The sequence below is a fragment of the Streptomyces tubercidicus genome, from assembly GCF_027497495.1.
Taxonomy (GTDB): domain Bacteria; phylum Actinomycetota; class Actinomycetes; order Streptomycetales; family Streptomycetaceae; genus Streptomyces; species Streptomyces tubercidicus.
The window spans coordinates 49,173-70,014 of the sequence record NZ_CP114205.1 but is presented as its reverse complement, the minus strand read 5'-3'; the positions used below and the strand labels follow the sequence as shown (position 1 = coordinate 70,014).

Genomic DNA, 20,842 nt, shown 5'->3' with positions numbered 1-20,842 from the left:
TCGGGGCGCGCCGCGCCGGCCCCGGCACCGGGCATGAGGCGGCCCCCGGTCCATGCGGATCAGGAACCGGGCCATACACACGGCATCCCGAACACCTCGGCGCCGGGCCTGAACCGCCACGCCCCCGGCGCCTGATCGACCACGCCGCTGATGTCCCAGCCGAGGATGACCGGCGGCCGGCCGATCAGCGGGAACTCGCCGGCGCGCAGGCGCGCCTCCAGCAGGTTCAGCCCGATCGCGACACATCCGCCCATACCTTGACAGTCTCGCCCGTGCACCGAACCCAGCCGCCCCGGCCGGCCCCGGACGACCGCCCAGCTCCCAGAACCGACACCCCGCCACCCGCTATGACGTCGGCAAGACCCTCAAACGCCCCGCGAGCATTACCGAACGTGACGAACGAGGTTAAGGATCAAAAAGGTGAGTGCCTGTGCGAGAACCTCCGGTCTGGGCCGGAGGCAGCGCTGCGGCCTCTCAAAGCAAGGGGCGGCGCCTCACGGCGCGAACACCGAGAGGACGGCCTCGGCTCTCCCCGGCCGCCCACACCGACGGGCCGGGACACGGGTTTCCGCCTGCGTCCCGAACCCGCGCACCCACCGTCCGCTGGGCACCCGTGACCCAGCGGATCTTGACCGCGCCCTGTGACATGGCCTCCGCAGGGGTTTTGCCGCACTCCGGCGTTTGCACCAGGAACCACCACTGGTCGGCGGAGCGTCCCTTTCCGGGGCAGGAGATGCCCGAAGAGCCGGGCGAGGCACTGAAAGGGGAGACGCCGATGGGTCTGGCGGTGTTCCTGGTGATCGGTCTGAGCGCCATGGGGTACGGCGTATATGAGGCCCTGCTCCACTACAGGTTGCGGCGTCACGGGATCCGCGCCAGGGGCCTGGTGGCCCGCTACGAGTCGAGTTCCGGCACAGGAGGAAGTGGCCCCACCCAGCACGCGGTGGTCGAATTCGTCGACGACCAGGGCTATATCCGCGAGTTGCGGGTCCAGGGAACGGGACGCTCGGGCCTGCGCGTGGGGGGTCCGGCCTCGGTGATCTACCTTTCCGGCGCCCCGGAGACCGCGCGGATCGACATCGCCTGGAGAAGCCTGAGGAGGATCGTGCCGATCCTCGCGTTCGGCTGTCTGTTCGCGGGCCTCGCGCTCTGGGAGCTCGTCCGCCGCTGAGCCGACGCTCAGGAGCAGTCTGTTCGCGTCGCACAGGAGGCGCGGCGCCCCATCACCTCGGAGGACTTCGAATCGGCAGAGGCGCGCCAGAGCGTGCGGCTGGATTCCGGGGATGCCTTGGTGGTGCGCTGCGGATGGGCCTACGCCATCGACCCCGACCGGCCGATGCCGGGCATCAGCCTGGACGCGGTGCGGTGGCCGCACCGGCGCGGTGCGTCCGTGAACACCGACGACCTGGGCGATGCCCACCCGCCGCTGCATCCCGCCCTCCCCGGCTCTCTGCACCGGGTCGCGCTGCCGCTGTTGGGCATGCCCCTGAGCGACGTCGCGGAGCTGACGGAACTGGCCGCCGTCTGCTCGGAGTTGGACCGCTATGCCGTCCTGCTCACGGCGACAACGCCTGGTCCTACAGCAAGAACACCTGGCGCCAGACCTGCCACGACTTGAGCATCCGACCGCGCTGGACCCGGCCCTGGCGCCCCCAGACCAGCGGCAAAGTCGAACGCTTCCACCGCACCCTGCTCGACGAATGGGCCTACCACCGCCCCTACACCTCAGACGCCGAACGACAGGCCGCGTTCCCCGACCGACCCCACACCGGAATCCGTGGCCACACCCCAGCCAGCCGCGTCACCAACCTGTCCGGTCAGCACATCTAGGGCGTGTTTTGAATGTGCTGGTCACAGCTACTCGTTGATGGCCGCGACGGTCAGTGTGGCCTCTTAGCGGACTGCGCGTTTGTCGAATCTGGCAGTAACAGCCCGGTTGCACTTGAGGCGGTTGATGCCGCACTCGCCTCCGTGCCATGGGTGGTGTATTGGCGGGATTGTCGCCGAGGTCATGAAGGGGTGAGCGGAAGCTCGTAGTCCATGGTGTGTGCGGTGATGCGCAGTCCGGCCAGCGGCAGTGCTTGGCGTACCGCGGCGTCGTCGAATTCCCAGATGGTCAGTTCGGTGACCTCGGGGTGGTCGCGCCGCAGGCGTGTGACGAGTTCCGCGATGAGCGCGGCGAGGGCGCACGGCTCGGCGTTCTCGTGGCGGATCGACTCCCCGGCATTGATGTGGGCCGCGTGCCCGTCAATGACGGCCGAGACCTCTGCGTCCGCAGTCGCCAGCGTGAGGTGCGCGGGCAGTTGGTGGACTTGCACATCGGGCAGCCCACCAGGGGGCTGCCATGTGGCTGGCTCGGTGCTCCAGTAACGGGCGTATTCGCCGTGTCCGTGCGCGTTCAGCGCGGTCGCCGCCTGGCCGTCGGGCCCGGTGTCCCGACCGACCCACCGCAGGGTGCGGTAGCCGGCGGCGCGGGCCTCGTCCGCGGCCCGGCGGTACAGGCCCGTGACCATCTCGAACTCCTCGGCGGTCGGCGGGAGCAGGTCGTAGTAGCCGGTTTTGAGACGGCGGACCTCGCGTGGCACGTACATTGCCTGCACTCGCGCAACCCGCTCGTGGTCCGGGTCCTCGTATACCCATGCCCAACCCAGCAGCGCCCCGTCGCGGCGGGCCGCGACCGCGCCGATGGTACGGGGCCGGCCCTGGCCGCCGGTTGGCTCGGGCTCGTCGTCCGCCGTGTAGGGGGGCTCGCCGGCCGCCGCGTACATTTCTCCGATCACGTGCTCGTCCGCATCCGGCCGGTCGTCCCACTCAAAGAACAGTTCGGAATGCATGTCCGAAGGGTACGACTGCACGACCGACGGACCGCGAGAACCGCGGCAGCCGACCCGGCACCTTCGAAAATGATCGACGAGGCACTGCTGGCCAACGCCGACACAACACCCGACGAGAAGGCACACGCGGCCCCGGAGCCGGACGACACAGCCGAAAACGACCGGAGAGCCGACGTGCGAGCCCGACTTCTGCGGTCACTGCAAGACGACTGAACCACGTGCGGTGCCGTCCTCCTGCTGCTTCCCTGACGAGAAGTTCCGGCTCGCCGTCCACTGACCGCATGCTGGCTCGGCCCTGGATATCCCGGGCCGACAGAGCCCATACGGCGTCTACAGCCTCCCACGATGCGCTGTCGTCAGGAGGCGTCGGACCGATCGCACCTGGCTACCTCGTGACGGACGTGATGAGGGCGTGCAGCGGTTCGGTGAGTTCGGGGTGGTCGCCGCGGGATGTGGACTGGAGGAGGTCTGCTGCAACGACGAGCAGTGCGGTGTGGCCGGCAGGACTGTCCAGGATCGGGAATTCGGCGCAGATGCGGGCGGCGGTCTGTGGGGCGAGGAGGGAGTAGGCATACAGCAAAGCTGGGTCGTAGCCCCCCGGCGCCAGCCCGAACCCTTCGAAATCCAGCAACGTCGGCCCACTCACGGTCAGGTTGGCGAAGTGGCAGTCGCCGTGAGCCGTAGCCCAGTCGATCTCGGCCCGGCCGAGGGCCCCCGGACGCCTTCCACGTCGCCGTCCTGGAAGCGAAGGTGGGCGCCGAACATGTCCGCCGCGACCACGATGGCCATGGACACGGCCGATTGCCCCGGGAAAGTCTCGTCCTCGTTGAGCCCCAGGAGCTACACCCCGTGTGATGCGGCCGGTTGACCAACACATTGTCCGTCAGGCCAGAGTCCGGACCCACCTCCTCGATCCATTCCAGCAGTACTTCGCGTCCTCGTCACTGCCCAGCCGGGTCGCGGCGGTGACCTCCAACTCCACTGCGGAGCACGATCCTCGTGCTCCGCAACGGGCAACCTCAGCTCAAGGAAGCGAGGGCTTCCTGAGTCATTTTCACTGCAACCTCACTGAGAGCCGTACGAGTGGACTGGTCCAGGTAACCTGCAATGCGACTTGTGAGAGCCCTCAGCCGTCCAGGTTCGGGGTTACTGGACGTAGCCTCTTCATTCAGTTCTTGGGCATCGCGCTGCATGTCGACCCGAACATTTCCTTCCACTGGAAGGGTCCCACTAATCTCACCGATAAGAGCGGCGAGCTGAATGAATTTAGCCGTGTCAACACCTTCTGAATTATTCTGCGTGAAGTTGGTCTGTTCGCCAATCACTGCCCCCTTCACGTTTGACAGATAGTTGTTATAAACGGTGCCCGTCGTCGCTGGTGATGTGTACTCTTCGATTGTCTTATCGCTTTCTGCGCAGTCTATGCCAAGTGCCGTGAGTCGAGGATTGGGGATTCCGTCGCCCGGCCGCCCGGGGATGTGTTCGGCTAGCCCCTTCTCATGCAGGAAGGCGTACGCGTATTCGAGGTCCCCTTCCGTGATCTCCTCACCATGAAATACCAAGGTTCCAAATAGTTCCCTGCGCCACCGGAGAATTCCGCCAAGCGTCTTGCCCCCCTCCATGAGCCAGTCCTCTCTCGCCCTATTCCACCTTGCATCCCCTGTATCGATCTCATAAAGCCAGCGAACAAGGGATTGACGTACATACTGTGAACGGCGTCGGGGCTGCCTCATCTCCATGTGAGGCAGTCTAATGAGGTTGCAGCTGCGTGGGGGAGGGATTTGGAGAAACTCCAGGTATGAGGATCGTGGCTTCGGAGCGGTGCGGATGGGTTTCGTCCGTCGCGGATGTGACGCCAGTGGCGCACAAAGCCAGCCGATGCTGCGTTCGATTGTCCAGTGCCACGCAACTGATAGATGGGTCGTCGAACGGAGCCTCGCGCGGATTGTCCACTTCCGGTGTTCCGGTGACAATCGGCCAGTGTTGCCGTGTTCGCGGATGAACGGAACGACTCTGGTGAGGCGCGTCAGTGAAGGATAGGGGGAACTTCTCTGCGTTACACCATTCGCCCAGGTCGCCGAAGCCTGCCCCGCAGGGGCCATCGTGGGCATCGCCACGATGAGAGCGCTCCTCATGGGCACTAGGACTGCATCTGCAAGCGAGAGGCCCGATCGTCGATACGAAGTGCGCAACGACGTTCTTCGCGGCAAAGGCGACTACTTCGAAGTCCAGGACGACTGCAAGGACGGGTATGCCGTCGCGGCCCTCTGGCAGGTTGGTCTGCCCTGCGGCTGGGGTCAGCCGCCCTGCCCTCCCAGGTTCCTGATCAACAACAAGGGCAAGGGCACGATGGTCAGGCACAGGATCCACTGGGAGGAGGACGTGCCCACCCTCTACAGGGCGTGCACGATCAAGAAGGACCTCACGCCCATCAAGTGCTCTGAGGCAGGTCACGCCGTGACGTAGGCCGGATCGTCGTCCTCGGCCAGGGATGCGTCGCCGAGTGACGCCGCGGGACCGTAAGCACGTCAGCCCCGGTCGGACCCGTTGGATCCAACAGGTCCGACCGGGGCTGACGTGTGCGGTCAGGTGAGGCCGGCGGAGTCATGCAGCCGAGCTTCAAGCGGGAGTGGCGGGCCAGGCGCACCTTCGCCGCGGCGAACGCCCTCGCTGATCGAGGCCCAGGACCCGGTGCCCATTGCCGAGGGGCGGCGGTTCAGTCGACGGCGTGCGGTCAAGACCGGGCTGAAGCCGAGCCGCGCGGGTTGAGTGTGTGCGGCTGCTGGCCGGTGGACTCGGCCGCCAGGTGGAGCGATTCCCCGACCGCGTCTTCGCGTTCGACGAGTTCGGCCCGCTCGGCATCCGCCCCACTGCCGGGTCGTCCTGGGCCGAGCAAGGACACCCGGAGCGGCACCCCGCGACCTACCACCGCACCCACCGCGTCCGGTACTTCCACGGCTGTTACTCCGTCGGCGACGACACCCTGTGGGGCGTCAACCGCCGGAAGAAGGGCGCCGCGAACACCCTGGCCGCGCTGAAGTCGATCCGCGCGGCCCGCCCTGACGGCGCCCCCATCTACGTCATCTTGGACAACCCATCCGCCCACAAGGGCGACACGATCCGGCGCTGGGCGAGGAAGAACCGGGTCGAGCTGTGCTTCACCCCGACTTACGCGTCCTGGGCCAACCCGATCGAGGCCCACTTCGGGCCACTGCGGCAGTTCACCGTCGCCAACTCCCACCACCGCAACCACACCCTCCAGACTCGCGCCCTGCACGCCTACCTGCGCTGGCGCAACACCAACGCCCGCCATCCAGATGCCCTCGCGGCCCGGCGCCGCGAGCGAGCCCGCATCCGCAGCGAGAAGGGCGCCTGCGCTGGGGCGGACGACCGGCGAAAGTCGCGTGACCCTACCAATGGCACCGGCGACACTGACGCCATGACTGGTTCTGCACTGCCTCAACTGCTTCGACCGCGTGCCCTGAGGCCCGGAGATCTCGTTGTCATCGCATCGCTGTCCGGTCCGCTGCCAGCCGCTTACGAGACCAACGTCGAGCAGACGGTGGTTGTGCTTGAGCGGATGGGCTTCCGCGTGCGTCGGGCTCCGCTACTCGAAGTAGGACGCCGCCATTGGTGGAGCGCGGCCACGCCGGCGGAGATCGCCGGGGAACTCAATGATCTTCTGCGTGATCCTGAGGTGCGCGCGATCGTCGCGAGTGACGGCGGCCAGTCGGCGCTCGGCTACCTTGACCTGATCGACGTCGAGGCGATCAGGGCCGACCCCAAACCGATCCTCGGCTACAGCGACATCTCGCTGCTGCATCTGGTGCTCTATGCGCGCACGGGTCTGGTCGGGTTCCATGCCGACATGGCCGTCCCTGGCTTCGGCGGAACTTGGCAGTCTGCGCCCGTGGCGCGCCAGGCGAAACTCGCGAAGCTCTACTCCCGGTTGCTGACCGGTACCGAGGCAATCGGTGCGCTGCCTGCGAGCCCGTCGTGGGAGTGCTGGCGTCCTGGTCGTGTCGAAGGCCGGCTGATCGGCGGGGTGATCAATCGCATCGTGCTGGCGCAGGCGACGCGTTTCGCGCTGCCGCTCGAATGGTTCGACGGTGCGGTGCTGTTCTGGGAGGAGATGGGCGGCCCGGCATCGTACGTGTGGAGCTATCTGCAGGTGATGCGACACTGCGGCATCCTCGATCGGATCTCCGGCATGGTCGTGGGCGTTCCGCACGAGATCAGTGGACTTGAGCCCGGCGCGTCTCCTACCCTGCCCGAGATCGTCCTCGACGTCCTCGGCGACCGTGACATCCCGGTCCTGGGCAACGTCGAGTTCGGGCATGCCGGCCCGAATCTGCCGATGCCGGTCGGCATCCGCGCCGGCCTCGATGCGCAGCAGCGGACGTTGTCGCTGCTCGAACCGGCAGTAGGGCCGCACGCGATGACGGGACCGGTCAGCTGAGCACCCCGGATCAGTGAGCCGACGGCCCCCGGCAGCACCCCCTGGGGCAACTCGCACTTTGGTGACGGCCGCCCCGACTCGCTTGTTCGGCCTGTAGGAGGGGCCATGAACACCTGGTGGCTCGTGTTGATCTAGAAGCTCAGCTCCTGACGTCAGGGATCACCAACCCGGTGAACGTATGCGGTCACAGCAAGAGCGACATCAGTCGAGGCCCCGACCGCCGCTTCGTCGAGTAAATAAGTCTCTTATGATCGACTGATAGCTTCTCGCCATGTTCTTCCCGGTCGCCTTCCTTATCGGCGTTCTGGGTGGTGTTGCCCTCTGTGCGGTGACCACCCGGCGCAGAAGTCCTCGGCAGATGTCGCAGCGGGTCGCCCTCGGGCTGCTGTGGTTCTGGGCAGCCTGCGTCGTCTACTTCACCTTCGGGACCCCCTCCGGCGGCGGCCAGGCTCTCAATCTGAAGGCGCTGGACCTGACCAATGCGGCGGACATCAAGGACGCCGTGCTGAACGTGCTCATGTTCGCCCCCGTCGGCCTCCTGCTAGCCCTGCTCCCGGTGCGCTGGTACCAGGCCACCCTCTTCGGATTCCTCGGCTCCCTCACGATCGAGGTCACCCAGTACCTGACCCGATCAGGACGCAGCGCCGACATCAACGACCTCACCAGCAACACCCTCGGTGCACTGATCGGCTTCTCCTGCACCGCCGCAGTCCTCGCCCTCGCCAGACATAGCTCTCGCATCCGTGGCACCACAGTTGACTGCTGAATCGACTGGGGAACCCGAGTAACACCGGGGAAAATCGCTGATCCCCATCAGCATCCGCCTGACGGAGGCCAAGGTCGTCCTGGGCCAGGTGCTGGCCGGCTCAGGAACGCTGCCCGAGGTGGAGCACTTCGCCCGCAAGTTGCGCAGAGCCGGAGTTGGTGCGGTAGCTGCCCGCTCCTGAGGCACCGGTGGAGGCGGAGCGTTCAGCCGGTGCCGGGGCCAGCTGGCGCCGGCAGGGGGGCACGGCGGAGGTCGGCATAGGCGCGGACCGTGACGCCGGCTTCGCCGGGCGTACGCCAGGGGGCGGACGGACCACTGGAGAGCCACAGTCCGCCGAGCGCTGCTGCCGCTTCGATGGCGGTCGCTTCGTCAGCCGCGGTGATGTCGATGACGACAAGTCCCGGCTCGCTCAGGTGCTCTTCAGAGATCTCACCGAGGCGGCAGTCCTGGGACGATTGAAGCTGCGTCTGCCGAGCCACGCCTGCGCCAATTGTTCCCTTTCCTCAGCCACGGTTGCCTCACCTTTCACCGCAACACCGACTTTCCGTGGAACAACGATCTCCCGTTCATCGCTTGCACCACGCCCGTGCTCCGTTTGCCGCCTTACGCGCACAACCGACTTTGAGAGCAACCTCCGTTGCGCACGGAGCGGGAGGACCTACGCCCCAGATGCTTCGTATGCCACTGATGCGCCCTGCTCACGGCCTTCCACCCGCACCAGGATGAAGGCAAAAAAGAGGCGCAACACAGCGCCCGTAGGCAGCTCACGGCAGCCAGCCCCCTATCCAGAGGAGTCCTGATGAACTGCATAGTCAAACGTGCCGTCGCCACCCTGGTTGCCGCTACGGGACTGGGCCTGGCCATGCCCGCAGTCGCCGCTGCCGAGGCACCGGCCGGGCTCCCGTCGGCGCGCCATGCGAGCTGCCCCTTCCACCGCATCGACATGGGTAGCGGCGGGCACATCATTTACAGCGAGTGCCACCTCTCCTCGGGAGTCCAGGTCTGGGGCACCATCTGGGACGACAAGGCGGACGGCCACTGCGCCATGGTCGAGGTGAACTTCAACCATGGCGGCTACCGGTACATGAAGGTGTGCGGCAAGGGCAATCACAAGGACTTCCACTGGTCGCAGGGCGGCGCGACGGACGCCTACGTGACAGGGCGCATCGTCTGACCCTGGTGCGGTCGATCCCGCTCCTGGCGGGCCCCTGGGGTGAACTGGTCAGAACCATGGGCCTGTTCTGTCTCGCTGGTCAGCGGACGGCTGACCAGTACACCGGCTACGGATCACACTGGGGCGCATCACTCGCCCATTGGGAGTCCACCACTCAGCGAGGCGCAGATCGCCGGCACCGGACTGTCGGTGCCGAACCGGCCGGGCGAGCGGCTGCTGCACCGCCTGGCTCTCGCGGACGTCGGGGTCAATCTGGAGGCGGCCGGGCGCAGGGCGCTCACCGAACGGGAGGTGCACGCGACCGAAGCCGTCGACGGCCCAGCCCCTGGCGGAGCCCGGCGTACCCAATGTGCCCATCGGGGCCCGGCACGGGGGCCCGATCGCCATACCGGTCGGCGCCCACGCCGTGCACTGGCCGGACCTCATGGCGGTGCTGCCCGACGGCCGTCTGGTGGCCGTTGAGGTCGAGTTCACGCCCAGGCCGACCGCCGGGTGCTCTACCTGGGAACGGAACCGGTCGTGTGCCAGCTGCAGGGGCGGGCCGGCCCGGAGGGCTGGACCGGCGGCGTGGCCCAGGAGGTGGGCCTGCTGCCATCCAGCGGAGCCGCCCCGGGCCCCGGCGACCTTGTTGTCGTTGCCGCGGCTTCGGCAGCGAAGCCGGCGAATCAGGTGCCAGGTCGCGTAGCGGTGCAGGATCTGCCACCCGTCAAGGGCGACGTGGGAGACGACGAGGTCCTTCACGTGCTGTTCGAGGCAGAGCATCTGCTCGTCCCTGGGCGGTAAGGCGCCTGCAGCCACCGGCAGGTAACGCCCGACGAGCAGGACCAGTGCAACAGGTGTTGCACTGTCACCGGCGCGAGTGATTTAAGCGGGCCGACGGGCCTCCGGCCCTTCGCGTTAGGGGCCTATGCTCGAACTGTCTTCGGCGATATCACCAGAGCTTCGCGCCGCGCATGAGGCCGCAACAAGGCTGGTGGCAGAGCTCGGGAAACCCTGACTCAGCTGGCCGGAAGTTTGGCGATGGCCGCTTCGATATGCCGGTCGACCAGAGCGGGCGCGCCCACGAGCATCACCAGCACGTTGCTGCGGCGGACGGCGGCCGTCTTCAGCACCTGCGACCCTCCTGGGCCGGTGAGCGTGGTCGTGTAGGCGTAGGCATCTGGCCCAGGGCTGGGTGCGTCGTCCTTGCGCACGGTCACTGTGAGAGGGGTGTTGCCAGAGGTCATGGTGTAGGTGGGGCAGGACGTCTGAGCATGCATGAGCCTGCGCATGCCTGCGGACAGTTTGGATGGTGCATCGCTGTGCAGTTCCTCGCCCAGCGTTGAATCCGCGCCGAACGTGAAGCCGGCGGAGGTCTTCGCCGCGAACTGCACTTCGTCGCTGTGTTTGCCCAGCTCCTGCAAGGCGGGGCAGCCGCTCACACCCATGTCGTCGTAGCGGTGAGGGTCGGCTGCCTTCTCATCGTCGGGGGTCTCGGTCTGCGTGTATCCCGGTCCCAAGTCGTCAGCGGTCAGCAGATAGTGACGCAACTGCTGGCTCTTGACGGGCTTGAGATCTGCAGGGGAAGCCGAGGAGGAGGGAGATCCGGGAGCTGTCGCTCTGGAGCCTGTCGGCTTGGCCTCGTGTTTTCCAGCGGTGGGCTTGCTGCCGCAGCCGGCCGCCAGGGCCAGAATCCCGAAGGCAGCTGCTGCCGCCACCCCGCTGATTCGACGCTGCTTCACTGGCATCGGCTAACCCCCGTTATCGACAATGGACATGACCCTATCGGCAGCCGGTCATCTGGGGTCGCGTAGTCTCGCGGTGTGACGTGATCTTTTCCCTCTCGCCTGCCGAGGTCAACGTCTCCAACGCGGACCGTGGGGCGGTGATCGCGGCGCGGGCCTCGCGCCAGGCACCGCCGGACAGCCGTACTTCCTCCCGCAGTTACATGACCCGGTGGTGATCGGCCAGCGCGCCCGCCAGCTCGGTCACGCTGTCCAACGGCGTCGACGGCCGATTGCGGCCAAGGCCTCCTTGCATGGTACGAGGTCGGCTACTCGCCCAACACGAGCGACCATGCCACCGTCCGCGACTTCATGACCTGCCGCGCCCCCTCCTCACCGAAGAAGGCGTCGGTCGGCTTGAGGTGCCGGCTCCGAGTTGGATCCCGATGCCTGCGGAGCTCGGTCCCGCGAGTCTTCCGCTGCATCAGCACCGAGCAGTCCCTTGTCTGCGGCACGCCAGCCGGCACGCACGTGAGTCCACGGCAGGGAGTCGACCTCGTGCACACGTGAATGCCGGAGTACAGCCCGAAGAGCGATGAGCCCGGGACCGGCTTCCTGACGGACAGGCATCCCACGTTCAAGTTCCGCGGTGGTCGGCAACGATGGGCGGCTGAACGTGAGTTCGCTGCGTGCAGCTCCGATGAGCCACAGCAGAATCCCTTCCCTGAGCGCTTGCGCACACTCAGGGTCGATCTCCTCAGGGCCAAGCGGATTGACGAACTCGAAGCCAAGCCCGCCCTCCGCCAGAGGTTCGAAGTCGATCGTGAACCAGGCAAAGCCGCCCATACAACTGGGAGCGACGTAGCGGACTTGGACGTCTCGGCTTGCTTGGGACGGGAATCGCATGACAGAAGTCTGGCCAGCCGGGTAGCTCCGCTGCAACGGACCATCCCCGCGCGTACGGGGAGCAGCTTCCTAACCTGCATCGTTACCCGCGCAGGACCGGATTATGAACCACTTTCACCAACTCCGACCTTCACGACATAAGGCACCTCACGATGGTGAACAGCCCGCCGAAGGGGACCGATGATGAAGACCCACGATGGTGCGCAGGTACTCGTAGGCGAGGACGAGGACGAGGACGAGGACGAGGACGAAGCCGACGCCGTGCGGCGCCAGCCAGGGGCTGCTGGTGCCCAGCTAGACGTCGGAGGCTCCCTGGCCGGCTGACGGCGGTGCCGGGCGGACGAGCACCTGCTAGGCGCGGGCGGTGGTGAACACCGGGACGCGGCTGCGGCCCAACCGAAGCCGGGGCGTCACAGGGAATCGCGGGTGTCGTCCGGAGGGCCAATGACGGCCCGCTCAGAAAAGGCTCGACGCCGCCCACATGACGAGCGCGTACAGGCAGGTTACGGCGCCGCCCACGACAACGAGACACAGCAACGCACCGATCGGCCACGGTACGGGCGCCTCGGGCTTGGGCGGTTCGACGGGGCAGCAGCTGGAGCAGTGCGGATCAGGCATGGCGCCATCGTTCCGGGGCTGCCACGGAGGCCGGTAGGGCGTGGCGAGGAGAACATATGAACGCCCCGGTCGGCCTGCTCCTCGGCGCTCCGGGCAGTCAGAGGCCGCTGGTGTCCAGCTTGAGGTCGGACGGCTCCGGCAGGCGGACGGTGGTGCCGTAGTAGTGGAGGCCGTCGGCGCGGGACCATCCCCGCTGGCGCGGGGATCGTCCCGCGGTCATTCGCGCCGGGGAACCCGCCACGTGCTGCTCCCCGCACCCGCGGGGATGGTCCCCCAACCTGCCGACGGGTTGTCGAGCGAGCCGAGGTAGGGATCTGCTCCCTGGAGCAGGCCGGAGTGGGGATGAAGCATCACCAATGCCGAAGGCGATGGCTCCGTGCCAAACGGTCCGCATCGGCGGCTTGACTTCCATGCCCTCGCCTCCGGCGGCCGGCGCCAGGCCGCATTGCGGACTACTCCACGAAGCAGAAGGGGGTCTCGGCCGGACGCCTGCGCAGGCTCGTACTTGTGCCCTGAGCGACATTGCCTCGGCGGGCCGGCGCCGCGCGGGTCAGTCCTCGTACGCGTCTGTTTCTCGTGCCCGTCGCTCGTCGAGGCCGCCCGCCCACTGCTGGGCCCAGCTTCTCAAGGCGGTGATGGCGTCATCGGTGAGGCCATAGGCGGCGAATTCCTCGTCGTCGCACCACTCGGCGCCGGCCAGACGGTCGCGCAGGTCATCGAGGCGGAAGGCGTCGCGTCCGTGGCGTTAGCCGGGCTGTTCGAGTTCCGGGCGGGTGGGGTGTTCGGCCGTTCCGGGGGCGATGCCCGCCCCCGGGGAGTCGATTCTCGCTGGCTCGGGGCGGATTTGCTCTGTTACAACCGGTCGCATGGGAATCCGGACCGACGCGTTCATAGCGCCCGAAAAGCCGGTTCTGCTGCCTCGGGAGGCATTCGGTCGCCTTGTGGTCGACCTGGCGCGCGAGCGTGTTGTCCGTACGGGCGTTCACGAGTGGGTCTGACCTGGTTCGACGACCTGTGTTCAAGATCCTTCCCCAGTCACCGAGTGATCGTTCCCCACGATGACTGGGATACCCGGCCCGTCGTCGGATGGGGATCATGTACGTCCGGTCCGGATCGGGAGGGGCTTGAGATGAACCTTGAGGAACTGCGCCAGCAGGCGGTGCGTATCCATGATCTGTACGACGAGATGAACCGCTACGAGCGTGGCTGGGTGTGGACGCGGGAGGAGTTCATGCTCGGCTTCACGGGCGATGTCGGCGATCTGGCCAAGCTGGTGATGGCCGAGGAGGGCGCTCGGGAGGTGCCGGGCGGGCGTGCAGCGCTGGAGCATGAGCTCGCGGACTGCCTGTGGTCAGTTCTCATCCTGGCGCATCGCTACGACGTTGATCTGGAGGCGGCCTTCCGCCGCACGATGACCGAACTCGACGTGGCGATCAGCGCTCGTCTCCCGAAGGCCGGGGAGCCGTCGTGACGGCGGCCGGCTCGACCGGTCTCGCGAATGTGCTCAGGGACAGGCGAGGCGGAGCGGCAGCTGTGCTGGGGCTGGTGCTGTCTTCGGCGAAGACCCCAAACGTCTGCGCGAAGATGATCAATGCCCGGGTGGAGTCCGTCGCGGAGAAGCCGGCCTACCGCCGAGCTTTCGCCAAGCGCAGGCGCCTGTTGCCGGCGGAACAGGATTGTCCTGAGTACGTCGCCGGTCTTGGTGTCGCGGTGACCATCTGGACCGTCGCCCAGGCTGCCACGGTGATGCGGCGCCGGCGCCATCGGCGCACCACGGCCGAGCTGCCGCAGATCCCTGAACAAGGCAGCGAGTAACTATTTTTTGTTTCCGGTTTCTAGTTTTTTGATCAGCAACTTTGATGTCTTCAAAGAAAGTCGCCCGAGAGACGACAAAGAAGACCCGACGTGGGCTGGGCGTTTGGCGGTCCTCACGGGCGATGCGCCAAGCACAGTCGCTTGCCAGGCCGGCTCAGGTCGGATCTTCTGGGCTCTCCATCGATCCTCCACGCTGCAGCCGAGCAGGATACAGCGATAACGATCCTCAGACATCCGCCAGTCGCATGAACTCACCGAGCCGCAAGGGCGTGAACATGCAGGTAATGGTGGATAGGACTAACTTACAAGCATGAACACATCCGGCTACGTTCCCTTCCCAGGTTCCGAGTGGTTCAAGAGTGAGCCGAACAGTCCGATCATCAAGATGATGGCAATGCGCCTGGTCGCAGAGGGATGCACAGAATTCGGTCCGGCCGGCCCACCCTCGGCGCATCCTCTTAGTGGACGTCATTGGACGACATACCACCGCGACTCCTACGCCATGTGGCAGCGGATGCTGGGGTACCAGGGCGCGGACGCGGACGGCTGGCCGGGAGCAACGTCCTGGGGCAAGCTCCGAGTTCCCTATTCGGAGTGACGGTCACTCAGCGTGCTGAGCTCCTCGTCCCCCACCCCGCCATCGTGCTCGCCGCGCTGCACCAGTCGACCAGCAGGGTGGCGCGCTGCTCGGACCGGTCGCGCAACAGCCGCTCGTGGATGCGAGCGGCCTCTCCCTTGCCGCGCCAGGGCTCGCGGACCATCACCTCGAAGACGGCGAAGGACCGGCGGCCGTCCTCGGTGGTGAAGTCAGTCGGCAGCGGCCGTGCTCTGGGTCAGCTGGGTGCGGATCTGGTCGATTGCCGTGAGGGCTGAGAGGTCGGTGAGGCCCTCGGTCAGGGGTAGGTGTTCGGTGCAGAACCATTCGGCGTTTTCGGGGTGCCCGGTCCAGTCGTCGGGGTAGTCGACGGTGGAGCGGAAGTACACGACGGAGCACTTGTCGGAGGGGTTGCGCTTCCTGGTTGCCGACATTGCGCAGGCTACGCACTCCGGGGGCATCACGGGCAGGCCTCTCACTCTTTTCGGAACGATGAACGAGCATCGTAGAAGCGATGGTTTGAGCCCCCTCGCCACCCTCTCCTGGACCGGACTTCGCAGTGCGCTCCCCCCGGCCCGCCGACTGCCTCTGCGGCAAAGTCGAGTAGGTCAGTCCTCGTACTCGCCTGTTTCTCGTGCCAGCCGCTCGTCGAGGTCGCCCGCCCACTGCTGGGCCCAGCTTCTCAAGGCGGTGATGGCGTCTTCGAGAGGCCGTAGGCGGCGAATTCCTCGTCGTCGTACCACTCGGCGCTGGCCAGACGGTCGCGCAGGTCATCGAGGCGGCGCCCTTGCTCTGGCTGCCCTCGCGGTCCAAGTGCGCGGGTGGGGCTGGGCACCCGGTCCGGGTATCTGCCGCACGGCATGCCCGGGTCCCCGGAGGCGCTGCGGCGAGCGGCGGGCCGAGCACGACGCAGCCGGCACACTGATCGCGATTCCGTCGCAGCCGGTGCCTGAGCGCCGCGCCGGGCAGGGACACACACGGCATCGTCAAGAAGCGGCAGGCCCCGCCCAAGACGCTGCGCCTGTCCGACCCCGGGTTCCGCGAGATCTTGGCGCACATGCCCGAGTCCGCACCCGCTGATCGGCCTCGGGGCCGGCAAGAAGAAGGTGGCCGTCGACCTGGACGCCGACTCCCCGCACGTCCTGATCTCCGCAGGCAACGGCGGCGGCAAGTCGACCATCCTGCGCACCATCTGCTGCCAGTTCATCCACCACCGTGCGCTCGTGTACGTCCTGGACTTCAAGCGGATCTCCCACACCTGGGCCCGCGGCGTGCCCGGCGTCACCTACTGCCGCGACATCGCCGAGATCCACGACGCCCTCATCCACCTCGCACAGGAAGGACGACGCAGGACCGCCTCGCGGAGCAGCTGGGCGATGACGTCCTCGAAAGGGAGCCATGGCGCGTCGGACCGAGGCTGGTGACCCTCCTCGAAGAGGCCAACGCCACCATGGCGCAGCTCAAGCGGTACTGGGCGAAGATCCGGGAGAGCGGCGACCCGAAGACGTCCCCGGCCGTCGACGCGCTCGCTGAGATCCTTTTCATGGGCCGTCAGGTCCGCCTGCACGTTCTCCTGGTGGCACAGTCCGCCCCCGCCCGCGCCATCGGCGGCCCGGAGACGCGCGAGAACTTCTCCACCCGCAGCCTCGTCCGCTACACCCTCAATGCCTAGCGCATGCTCGTCTCCGAAGCCAGCCCGATCCCGATGCCGACCGAGCACCCCGGCCGTGTCCAAGTCGTCCTGCGCGGCCGGGCTTGCGAAACGCAGGTGTTGAACCTGTCGAACGCGGAGGCCCGCGCGTGGGCGATGTCCGGCGCCCACGCGAGGGGCACGACCGACCCGGCCCTGCAGAAGCCGGCTGCCCCTGCCGCCGACCTCCGCACCGACGCCTGGAGCATCAGCGCCCAGGCTCTCCTGCCCGCGCCCGCCGCCGAACCGGCCACCGACCGGGACTTCCCCACTGACGCCTGGAGCCTCACACCGCCGGCCCCGGCCGCCGCCCCCCCGCGACGCCGCCGGCGACGGCCCCGGCCTCGACGGAAGACCCGGATGACGCCGTGGTCGGACTGCGCAAAGCCCAGCAGGACCGTCTGCCAGAGCTCACGCTCGCCGCCCTGCGCTGGGCACGCGCCAACGACCCGGACTTCCCCGCCTCGGTCGACAAGCGCGGTGCCGAACTCCTTTACCGCGTCGGCAACCTCAAGATGTGGGCCCGCAACCGGCCCCGCGCGGGCCTCCGGCACCCCGACCTCGACTGACCCGCCCGGGCCGTGGCCATCCGCGAAGCGGGCCTGTCCGGTCCAGCCGACAGGGTCCCTCCCAACTGAGCGGCCGGTGTCGTACCCCCTCCGGACCCTTGGCTGAGGTACCTGAGACAGGAGGGCAACGTGGCCGACAGCTCCAGCAGCCAGCGACGCGCGATCGAGAAGCACTTCAGGCAGATCGCCAAGGACTACGAGCGCGCAGCCAAGCAGAACCCGATCCGCGTGCCGATCCAGACGGAGGCATCTGCTGAAGGCGGCGCCGTGCCCGGCCGTGACACCACCGAAGGCGACCCGGTTCTCGCCCGCCTCCTGACGTGGCTGGACGAGCGGGCCCGACAGAACCCCTCGCACTACATCAACGTTGCCCGTTTCATCGAGGACCAGCAGCTGCACGACGAGGACGCGACCGTACTCGCCTTTGAGCTGGAACAGCGCGACTTCGTCAAGGTCTCGCGCAACTGGGGCGGTGAGGCACCCGACATCTACCTCACCGACGCGGGCCGCGCCGCGATCCACCGCCTGAAGAAGTTGCGCCTAGACCGCGCCGCCCACCTCCGCTACACCATGGACGCCTTCCACCGGTGGCTGTTCGACACCGTCGGCGACCAGAAGCCCCTCTACCCGGTGCTGTTCCTCGCCACGCCCGTCGCCTACTTCGCCGGATCCGCGATCACCGGAACTGAGCTGCAGGAAGCACTTGCCCATCTGACCCAGTACAAGCTGATCGAGCACATCGACACCGCCCCCGCCACCATCGCCATCACACCCCAGGGCGTCCGCTGCGCCCTGGCAGGAGGAAGCGTGCAGGACCACGTCAACCAGCCCCGTCCCGGCGCCACGTACAACAACTACCTGCCAAACGCCAAGGGCGTCATCATCGGTGAGCAGCGGCACTTCACCCAGAACAACACCGACGGCGTCGATCCGACGCTGTTCGCCCAGCTCGCCGGGTACATCGGCCAGGTCAGCACCACCCTGGGCGTGTCCGACGCGGACCGAGCGGAGCTGGAGCGCGTCGCCCAGGACCTCCACACTGAGGCGACCTCCGAGAACCCTGAGCCGGGCCGCCTGCGCCAGTTCGCCACCCAGCTCAAGGACAAGCTCCTGGAGGCAGGCACCACCATCGCGGCCACGATGGGTGTACAGATGGCCGACCAGGCCCTCGCCGCGCTGATGCAGTAGCCCTTCCCACAACACCACGGGCCTCAGGGGGTCAACCATGACATCCCCGGGGGTCGGCTTTATGGAGTCGTACGGGTCAACGAAGGCCCGACTCGCCGCGCAGTGAAGGCAGTCAGCCGTCGGCGCCCGGCGGCTCGGAGGGCAGGCAGCGCCGTCTGTTGATGTCGGCACAGGGCACCGTCGCCTGTTGCCAGAACAGAGCCCGGCTCGTACGAGCCCTGTACGAACGCCTTGCCCGGCTGGAGACCACGGCGGCCGAGCCGGCCGCCGCTCCCTCCGCCTGACCGCCCGTAGTCTCCCCCTGGCTTCGGCGACCGGGGTGTGCGGTGTCGGTGGCTCGGGCGAGTCGGTTGGCGTAGTCGTCGTAGGTCGTGGCGGCAAGGCGTGCGCGGTTGTCGGAGACGTGGCTGGGTTGATGCTTCAGCTGGTCGGCGTTCTCTCGTGATGTGTCTGTGGCGTCGGCCCAGTTGGGCCGCTCGTTTGCGTATGCCGCCAGTCGTCCCTGTGGGTGAGTCATTTCCCTTTGGTTACCGCGGCGTCCGGTGCACTCGTCTGGGTGAACGTAGGCCGTGCTGCGGTTGCCGGTCCGGGTTTCCCGAGGGGGGAGGCGGCTTGGTAGCAGGGCCAAGGAGCATCGGGAGCTGGGTCGGGGGCATGGGTGGCCCGCAAGTGGCCGTGCCGGACGTCGTGACCACGTCGTTACGATCAGCGACGCTGAGGCCGATGCATCGATGCCTGACATCATGCACAGACCTGACCTGCTGTTATGCCGCTATGCAGGCAATGCGGAGGCCCGGCTGTTTCGTATGACGGCAGGGAGGCACGTACATGGCGCAGGAGCGGGGCGACCGGGAACCAGAAGGGAGCGCGGGGGTGCAGCTGGCGCGGCTGCTGCGCCGCTGGTGGGAGGAGGCCGGGAGCCCGCCCGGCGGCATCCGGCCGACGCAGCAGGCGCTGGCCGCGAGGCTGGGGGTCGACCAGACGACGCTGTCGCGTTACCTGAATCCAAAGCACTTGTCGACCGCTCCTTTGAGGGTGGTGGAGGCTTTGCACGCCCAGTTGCGCGCCCCGGTGGCGGAACTCGCACAGGCACGGGCGCTGTGCCGGGCCGCGCTGCGGGAGAACGGCCGTCAACGAGCCGCTGGCGGCGGAGGGGAACACACCGCGCCAACGGATGCCGCAGACGGATCCGACGAAACCCCCGCACCCGATGCCATGCCCGGCACCGCCGCGTCCGGCACCGCCGCGCACGGCACGGATGGCCGCGGCACACCCGGTCGGCTCCGCTCCCGGTGTCTGCGACCCGTCCTGGTCGCGGCGGCCATGGTTCTGGCATTCACCGCCGGAGTGATCACCCACGAATGGTTCTCCGTCAAGGACCGCACGGCCGACGGTGCGGGGGGTGCCGTTTCCGCGAGCCAGACGCCGTACCAGTGGCCGTTGCTGCGCATGGGCGAGGAGGACCAGTTCACCCGTGCCCGCGCCCTGCAGTACCTGCTGAACACGCAGGGCTACAAAGTGCGGGCCGACGGCTTCTTCAGGGATGACACCCGGGACGCCGTCATGGACTTCCAGCGCAGGAGGCATCTGCCGGCCGACGGCAAGGTGGGCAGGCTCACCTGGCCGGAGCTGGTGAAAGAGGTCGGGCCCGGATCCGGGACCTTCGAGGTGCGGGCCGTGCAGGAACTTCTGAACAACGTGGGCCAGGGCGGCACGGCGGTGTCGGGGAGGTTCACCGCGGAGACCGCCGAGGACGTGAGGTTCTTCCAGCGCACTCATGGCCTGTCCGTGACCGGCCGGGCGGATGCGGGCACCTGGCTGGCTCTGCTGGTGAAACAGCTCCCTCCCGTCGCAGCACCGGACTACCAGAGGGCCGCTAGCCCACTGCCCTCCGCGTCCGGGTGAGAAGGGTGGCACACGCGCCGTCCGAGTGATGCAGTCCTCATGCGTCGGGCCATAGTCCCAGGTCAAAGCCCTGCCATGCAGGGTGCATTGATGTGCCTCGGTAAGCAGCCGGGATCGTCTTCTCCCGCCGGGGTCTTCCGGCGATGCTGGTTCTGCGGCCGGCGCTCCCGGACAGCCCGCTTCATCGGCGGGCGACAGGTCCAGGTCTTCGTCCGGTCCGCTTCCTGTCATCACGTCGCCCGAAGGGGGCACTCATGTCCGCTGTCCGCAAGTCCATCACGTCCTTTGTGTCGGCCGTCGTCCTCGCCGGTGGATTGGCTGTCGGCGCCGCCGGCCCGGCGAGCGCGGCCACCTGTCCGTCCTCCGCATCCCCGGTGATCGACGGGGCGTCGGCCAGCTGGAGCCTGAACTGCGCGGACAACAAGGTGACGGTGGCCGGCTGGCTCCAGGACACCCGCATGGACGGCAAGTGCGCCGTGGTCCGCATCAACGCCGGCAACGGTGCCTACCACACGAAGTCCGCGTGCAGCTCCGGGGTCAGGGAGCAGTTCACCTTCACCTTCGCCGGGACGAAGTCGGCACAGGTCCGCCTGGCCATCGCCTGACCGCGCACCGGGCGT

General features: G+C 67.4%; 26 protein-coding genes and 5 pseudogenes. 20 read left to right on the top strand and 11 right to left on the bottom strand.

The window, feature by feature from the left end:
• Positions 1-80: 80 nt before the first annotated feature.
• Positions 81-239 (bottom strand): annotated as a pseudogene (locus STRTU_RS00340) (alcohol dehydrogenase catalytic domain-containing protein); the annotation flags it as partial.
• 494 nt (positions 240-733) lie between these two features.
• Here STRTU_RS00340 and STRTU_RS00335 point away from each other — a divergent pair.
• The 3 genes and pseudogenes from STRTU_RS00335 to STRTU_RS00325 form a co-directional block, all read left to right on the top strand.
• Complete coding sequence (locus STRTU_RS00335) at positions 734-1,171, top strand: DUF3592 domain-containing protein (protein WP_269777084.1); 438 nt, start codon at positions 734-736, stop codon at positions 1,169-1,171.
• Positions 1,172-1,216: 45 nt separating this feature from the next.
• Positions 1,217-1,618, top strand: a pseudogene (locus tag STRTU_RS00330) (cyclase family protein); the annotation flags it as partial.
• A pseudogene (locus STRTU_RS00325) lies at positions 1,564-1,830 on the top strand (integrase core domain-containing protein); the annotation flags it as partial. The pseudogenes STRTU_RS00330 and STRTU_RS00325, both read left to right, overlap by 55 nt.
• Before the next feature lie 179 nt (positions 1,831-2,009).
• Here the strand turns inward: STRTU_RS00325 and STRTU_RS00320 are convergent.
• From STRTU_RS00320 to STRTU_RS00310, 3 genes are all read right to left on the bottom strand, one after another.
• A complete protein-coding gene (locus STRTU_RS00320) occupies positions 2,010-2,834 on the bottom strand; it encodes a hypothetical protein (protein WP_269777083.1) in 825 nt (274 codons plus the stop codon).
• Between the two features lie 385 nt (positions 2,835-3,219).
• Entirely contained in the window at positions 3,220-3,480 is a 261-nt protein-coding gene (locus STRTU_RS00315; RefSeq protein WP_269777082.1) for a hypothetical protein, read from the bottom strand.
• Between the two features lie 373 nt (positions 3,481-3,853).
• Positions 3,854-4,573: a hypothetical protein gene (locus STRTU_RS00310; RefSeq protein ID WP_269777081.1), complete on the bottom strand. Its 720-nt coding sequence runs from the start codon at positions 4,571-4,573 to the stop codon at positions 3,854-3,856.
• A 364-nt stretch (positions 4,574-4,937) separates the two neighbouring features.
• Between STRTU_RS00310 and STRTU_RS00305 the strand changes: the two genes are divergently transcribed.
• From STRTU_RS00305 to STRTU_RS00290, 4 genes and pseudogenes are all read left to right on the top strand, one after another.
• Positions 4,938-5,300 carry a hypothetical protein gene (locus STRTU_RS00305; RefSeq protein WP_269777080.1) on the top strand — a complete coding sequence of 121 codons (363 nt, stop codon included), beginning with the start codon at positions 4,938-4,940 and terminating at the stop codon, positions 5,298-5,300.
• Positions 5,301-5,640: 340 nt separating this feature from the next.
• Positions 5,641-6,242, top strand: a pseudogene (locus STRTU_RS00300) (transposase); the annotation flags it as partial.
• A 31-nt stretch (positions 6,243-6,273) separates the two neighbouring features.
• Complete coding sequence (locus STRTU_RS00295; RefSeq protein WP_269777079.1) at positions 6,274-7,293, top strand: S66 peptidase family protein; 1,020 nt, start codon at positions 6,274-6,276, stop codon at positions 7,291-7,293.
• 358 nt (positions 7,294-7,651) lie between these two features.
• Positions 7,652-8,059 carry a VanZ family protein gene (locus tag STRTU_RS00290; RefSeq protein WP_269777078.1) on the top strand — a complete coding sequence of 136 codons (408 nt, stop codon included), beginning with the start codon at positions 7,652-7,654 and terminating at the stop codon, positions 8,057-8,059.
• A 203-nt stretch (positions 8,060-8,262) separates the two neighbouring features.
• On the opposite strand, the gene STRTU_RS00285 is transcribed toward STRTU_RS00290, so the two are convergent.
• A complete protein-coding gene (locus tag STRTU_RS00285; protein WP_269777077.1) occupies positions 8,263-8,538 on the bottom strand; it encodes a DUF6207 family protein in 276 nt (91 codons plus the stop codon).
• Positions 8,539-8,549: 11 nt separating this feature from the next.
• Between STRTU_RS00285 and STRTU_RS00280 the strand changes: the two genes are divergently transcribed.
• The 3 genes from STRTU_RS00280 to STRTU_RS00270 all read left to right on the top strand — a co-directional run bounded on the left by STRTU_RS00280 (position 8,550) and on the right by STRTU_RS00270 (position 10,016).
• Entirely contained in the window at positions 8,550-8,684 is a 135-nt protein-coding gene (locus STRTU_RS00280; protein ID WP_269777076.1) for a DUF6193 family natural product biosynthesis protein, read from the top strand.
• Positions 8,685-8,858: 174 nt separating this feature from the next.
• Positions 8,859-9,233, top strand: coding sequence for a hypothetical protein (locus tag STRTU_RS00275; protein WP_269777075.1), 375 nt, complete (start codon positions 8,859-8,861; stop codon positions 9,231-9,233).
• A 519-nt stretch (positions 9,234-9,752) separates the two neighbouring features.
• Positions 9,753-10,016, top strand: coding sequence for a hypothetical protein (locus tag STRTU_RS00270; RefSeq protein ID WP_269777074.1), 264 nt, complete (start codon positions 9,753-9,755; stop codon positions 10,014-10,016).
• Positions 10,017-10,231: 215 nt separating this feature from the next.
• Here STRTU_RS00270 and STRTU_RS00265 read toward each other — a convergent pair whose 3' ends face one another.
• Positions 10,232-10,954, bottom strand: coding sequence for a hypothetical protein (locus tag STRTU_RS00265; RefSeq protein ID WP_269777073.1), 723 nt, complete (start codon positions 10,952-10,954; stop codon positions 10,232-10,234).
• Between the two features lie 1,071 nt (positions 10,955-12,025).
• Here STRTU_RS00265 and STRTU_RS00260 point away from each other — a divergent pair.
• Positions 12,026-12,166, top strand: a complete 141-nt coding sequence (locus tag STRTU_RS00260) for a hypothetical protein (RefSeq protein ID WP_269777072.1) — start codon at positions 12,026-12,028, stop codon at positions 12,164-12,166.
• 391 nt (positions 12,167-12,557) lie between these two features.
• Here STRTU_RS00260 and STRTU_RS00255 read toward each other — a convergent pair whose 3' ends face one another.
• Positions 12,558-12,680: a hypothetical protein gene (locus STRTU_RS00255; protein WP_269777071.1), complete on the bottom strand. Its 123-nt coding sequence runs from the start codon at positions 12,678-12,680 to the stop codon at positions 12,558-12,560.
• Positions 12,681-13,589: 909 nt separating this feature from the next.
• Here STRTU_RS00255 and STRTU_RS00245 point away from each other — a divergent pair.
• The 3 genes and pseudogenes from STRTU_RS00245 (at position 13,590) to STRTU_RS36045 (ending at position 14,873) form a co-directional block, all read left to right on the top strand.
• Complete coding sequence (locus tag STRTU_RS00245) at positions 13,590-13,931, top strand: MazG nucleotide pyrophosphohydrolase domain-containing protein (RefSeq protein ID WP_269777070.1); 342 nt, start codon at positions 13,590-13,592, stop codon at positions 13,929-13,931.
• Between the two features lie 68 nt (positions 13,932-13,999).
• Positions 14,000-14,131 (top strand): annotated as a pseudogene (locus STRTU_RS00240) (SOS response-associated peptidase family protein); the annotation flags it as partial.
• A 454-nt stretch (positions 14,132-14,585) separates the two neighbouring features.
• A complete protein-coding gene (locus STRTU_RS36045) occupies positions 14,586-14,873 on the top strand; it encodes a peptidoglycan-binding protein (protein ID WP_389853017.1) in 288 nt (95 codons plus the stop codon).
• A 7-nt stretch (positions 14,874-14,880) separates the two neighbouring features.
• Here STRTU_RS36045 and STRTU_RS00235 read toward each other — a convergent pair whose 3' ends face one another.
• From STRTU_RS00235 to STRTU_RS00225, 3 genes are all read right to left on the bottom strand, one after another.
• On the bottom strand, positions 14,881-15,036 hold the full coding sequence (locus STRTU_RS00235; RefSeq protein ID WP_269777069.1) for a hypothetical protein: 156 nt from the start codon (positions 15,034-15,036) through the stop codon (positions 14,881-14,883).
• A gap of 46 nt (positions 15,037-15,082) precedes the next feature.
• Complete coding sequence (locus STRTU_RS00230) at positions 15,083-15,304, bottom strand: hypothetical protein (RefSeq protein WP_269777068.1); 222 nt, start codon at positions 15,302-15,304, stop codon at positions 15,083-15,085.
• A gap of 248 nt (positions 15,305-15,552) precedes the next feature.
• Positions 15,553-15,705: a hypothetical protein gene (locus STRTU_RS00225; RefSeq protein ID WP_269777067.1), complete on the bottom strand. Its 153-nt coding sequence runs from the start codon at positions 15,703-15,705 to the stop codon at positions 15,553-15,555.
• 271 nt (positions 15,706-15,976) lie between these two features.
• On the opposite strand from STRTU_RS00225, the gene STRTU_RS00220 reads away from it, so the two are divergent.
• The 4 genes from STRTU_RS00220 to STRTU_RS00205 all read left to right on the top strand — a co-directional run bounded on the left by STRTU_RS00220 (position 15,977) and on the right by STRTU_RS00205 (position 18,317).
• On the top strand, positions 15,977-16,294 hold the full coding sequence (locus STRTU_RS00220) for a hypothetical protein (protein WP_269777066.1): 318 nt from the start codon (positions 15,977-15,979) through the stop codon (positions 16,292-16,294).
• A complete protein-coding gene (locus tag STRTU_RS00215) occupies positions 16,291-16,542 on the top strand; it encodes a hypothetical protein (RefSeq protein ID WP_269777065.1) in 252 nt (83 codons plus the stop codon). The genes STRTU_RS00220 and STRTU_RS00215 overlap by 4 nt, the downstream gene beginning before the upstream one ends.
• 386 nt (positions 16,543-16,928) lie before the next feature.
• The gene (locus tag STRTU_RS00210; RefSeq protein WP_269777064.1) at positions 16,929-17,129 is read left to right on the top strand and encodes a hypothetical protein; all 201 of its coding nucleotides are present in this window, start codon (positions 16,929-16,931) and stop codon (positions 17,127-17,129) included.
• A gap of 129 nt (positions 17,130-17,258) precedes the next feature.
• Positions 17,259-18,317 carry a hypothetical protein gene (locus tag STRTU_RS00205; protein WP_269777063.1) on the top strand — a complete coding sequence of 353 codons (1,059 nt, stop codon included), beginning with the start codon at positions 17,259-17,261 and terminating at the stop codon, positions 18,315-18,317.
• Between the two features lie 112 nt (positions 18,318-18,429).
• Here the strand turns inward: STRTU_RS00205 and STRTU_RS35860 are convergent, their stop codons facing one another.
• On the bottom strand, positions 18,430-18,834 hold the full coding sequence (locus tag STRTU_RS35860) for a hypothetical protein (RefSeq protein WP_336298732.1): 405 nt from the start codon (positions 18,832-18,834) through the stop codon (positions 18,430-18,432).
• A gap of 311 nt (positions 18,835-19,145) precedes the next feature.
• On the opposite strand from STRTU_RS35860, the gene STRTU_RS00195 reads away from it, so the two are divergent.
• Both STRTU_RS00195 and STRTU_RS00190 read left to right on the top strand, forming a co-directional pair.
• Positions 19,146-20,222, top strand: a complete 1,077-nt coding sequence (locus STRTU_RS00195) for a peptidoglycan-binding protein (protein WP_269777062.1) — start codon at positions 19,146-19,148, stop codon at positions 20,220-20,222.
• Positions 20,223-20,476: 254 nt separating this feature from the next.
• The gene (locus STRTU_RS00190; RefSeq protein ID WP_269777061.1) at positions 20,477-20,827 is read left to right on the top strand and encodes a hypothetical protein; all 351 of its coding nucleotides are present in this window, start codon (positions 20,477-20,479) and stop codon (positions 20,825-20,827) included.
• Positions 20,828-20,842 lie beyond the last annotated feature (15 nt).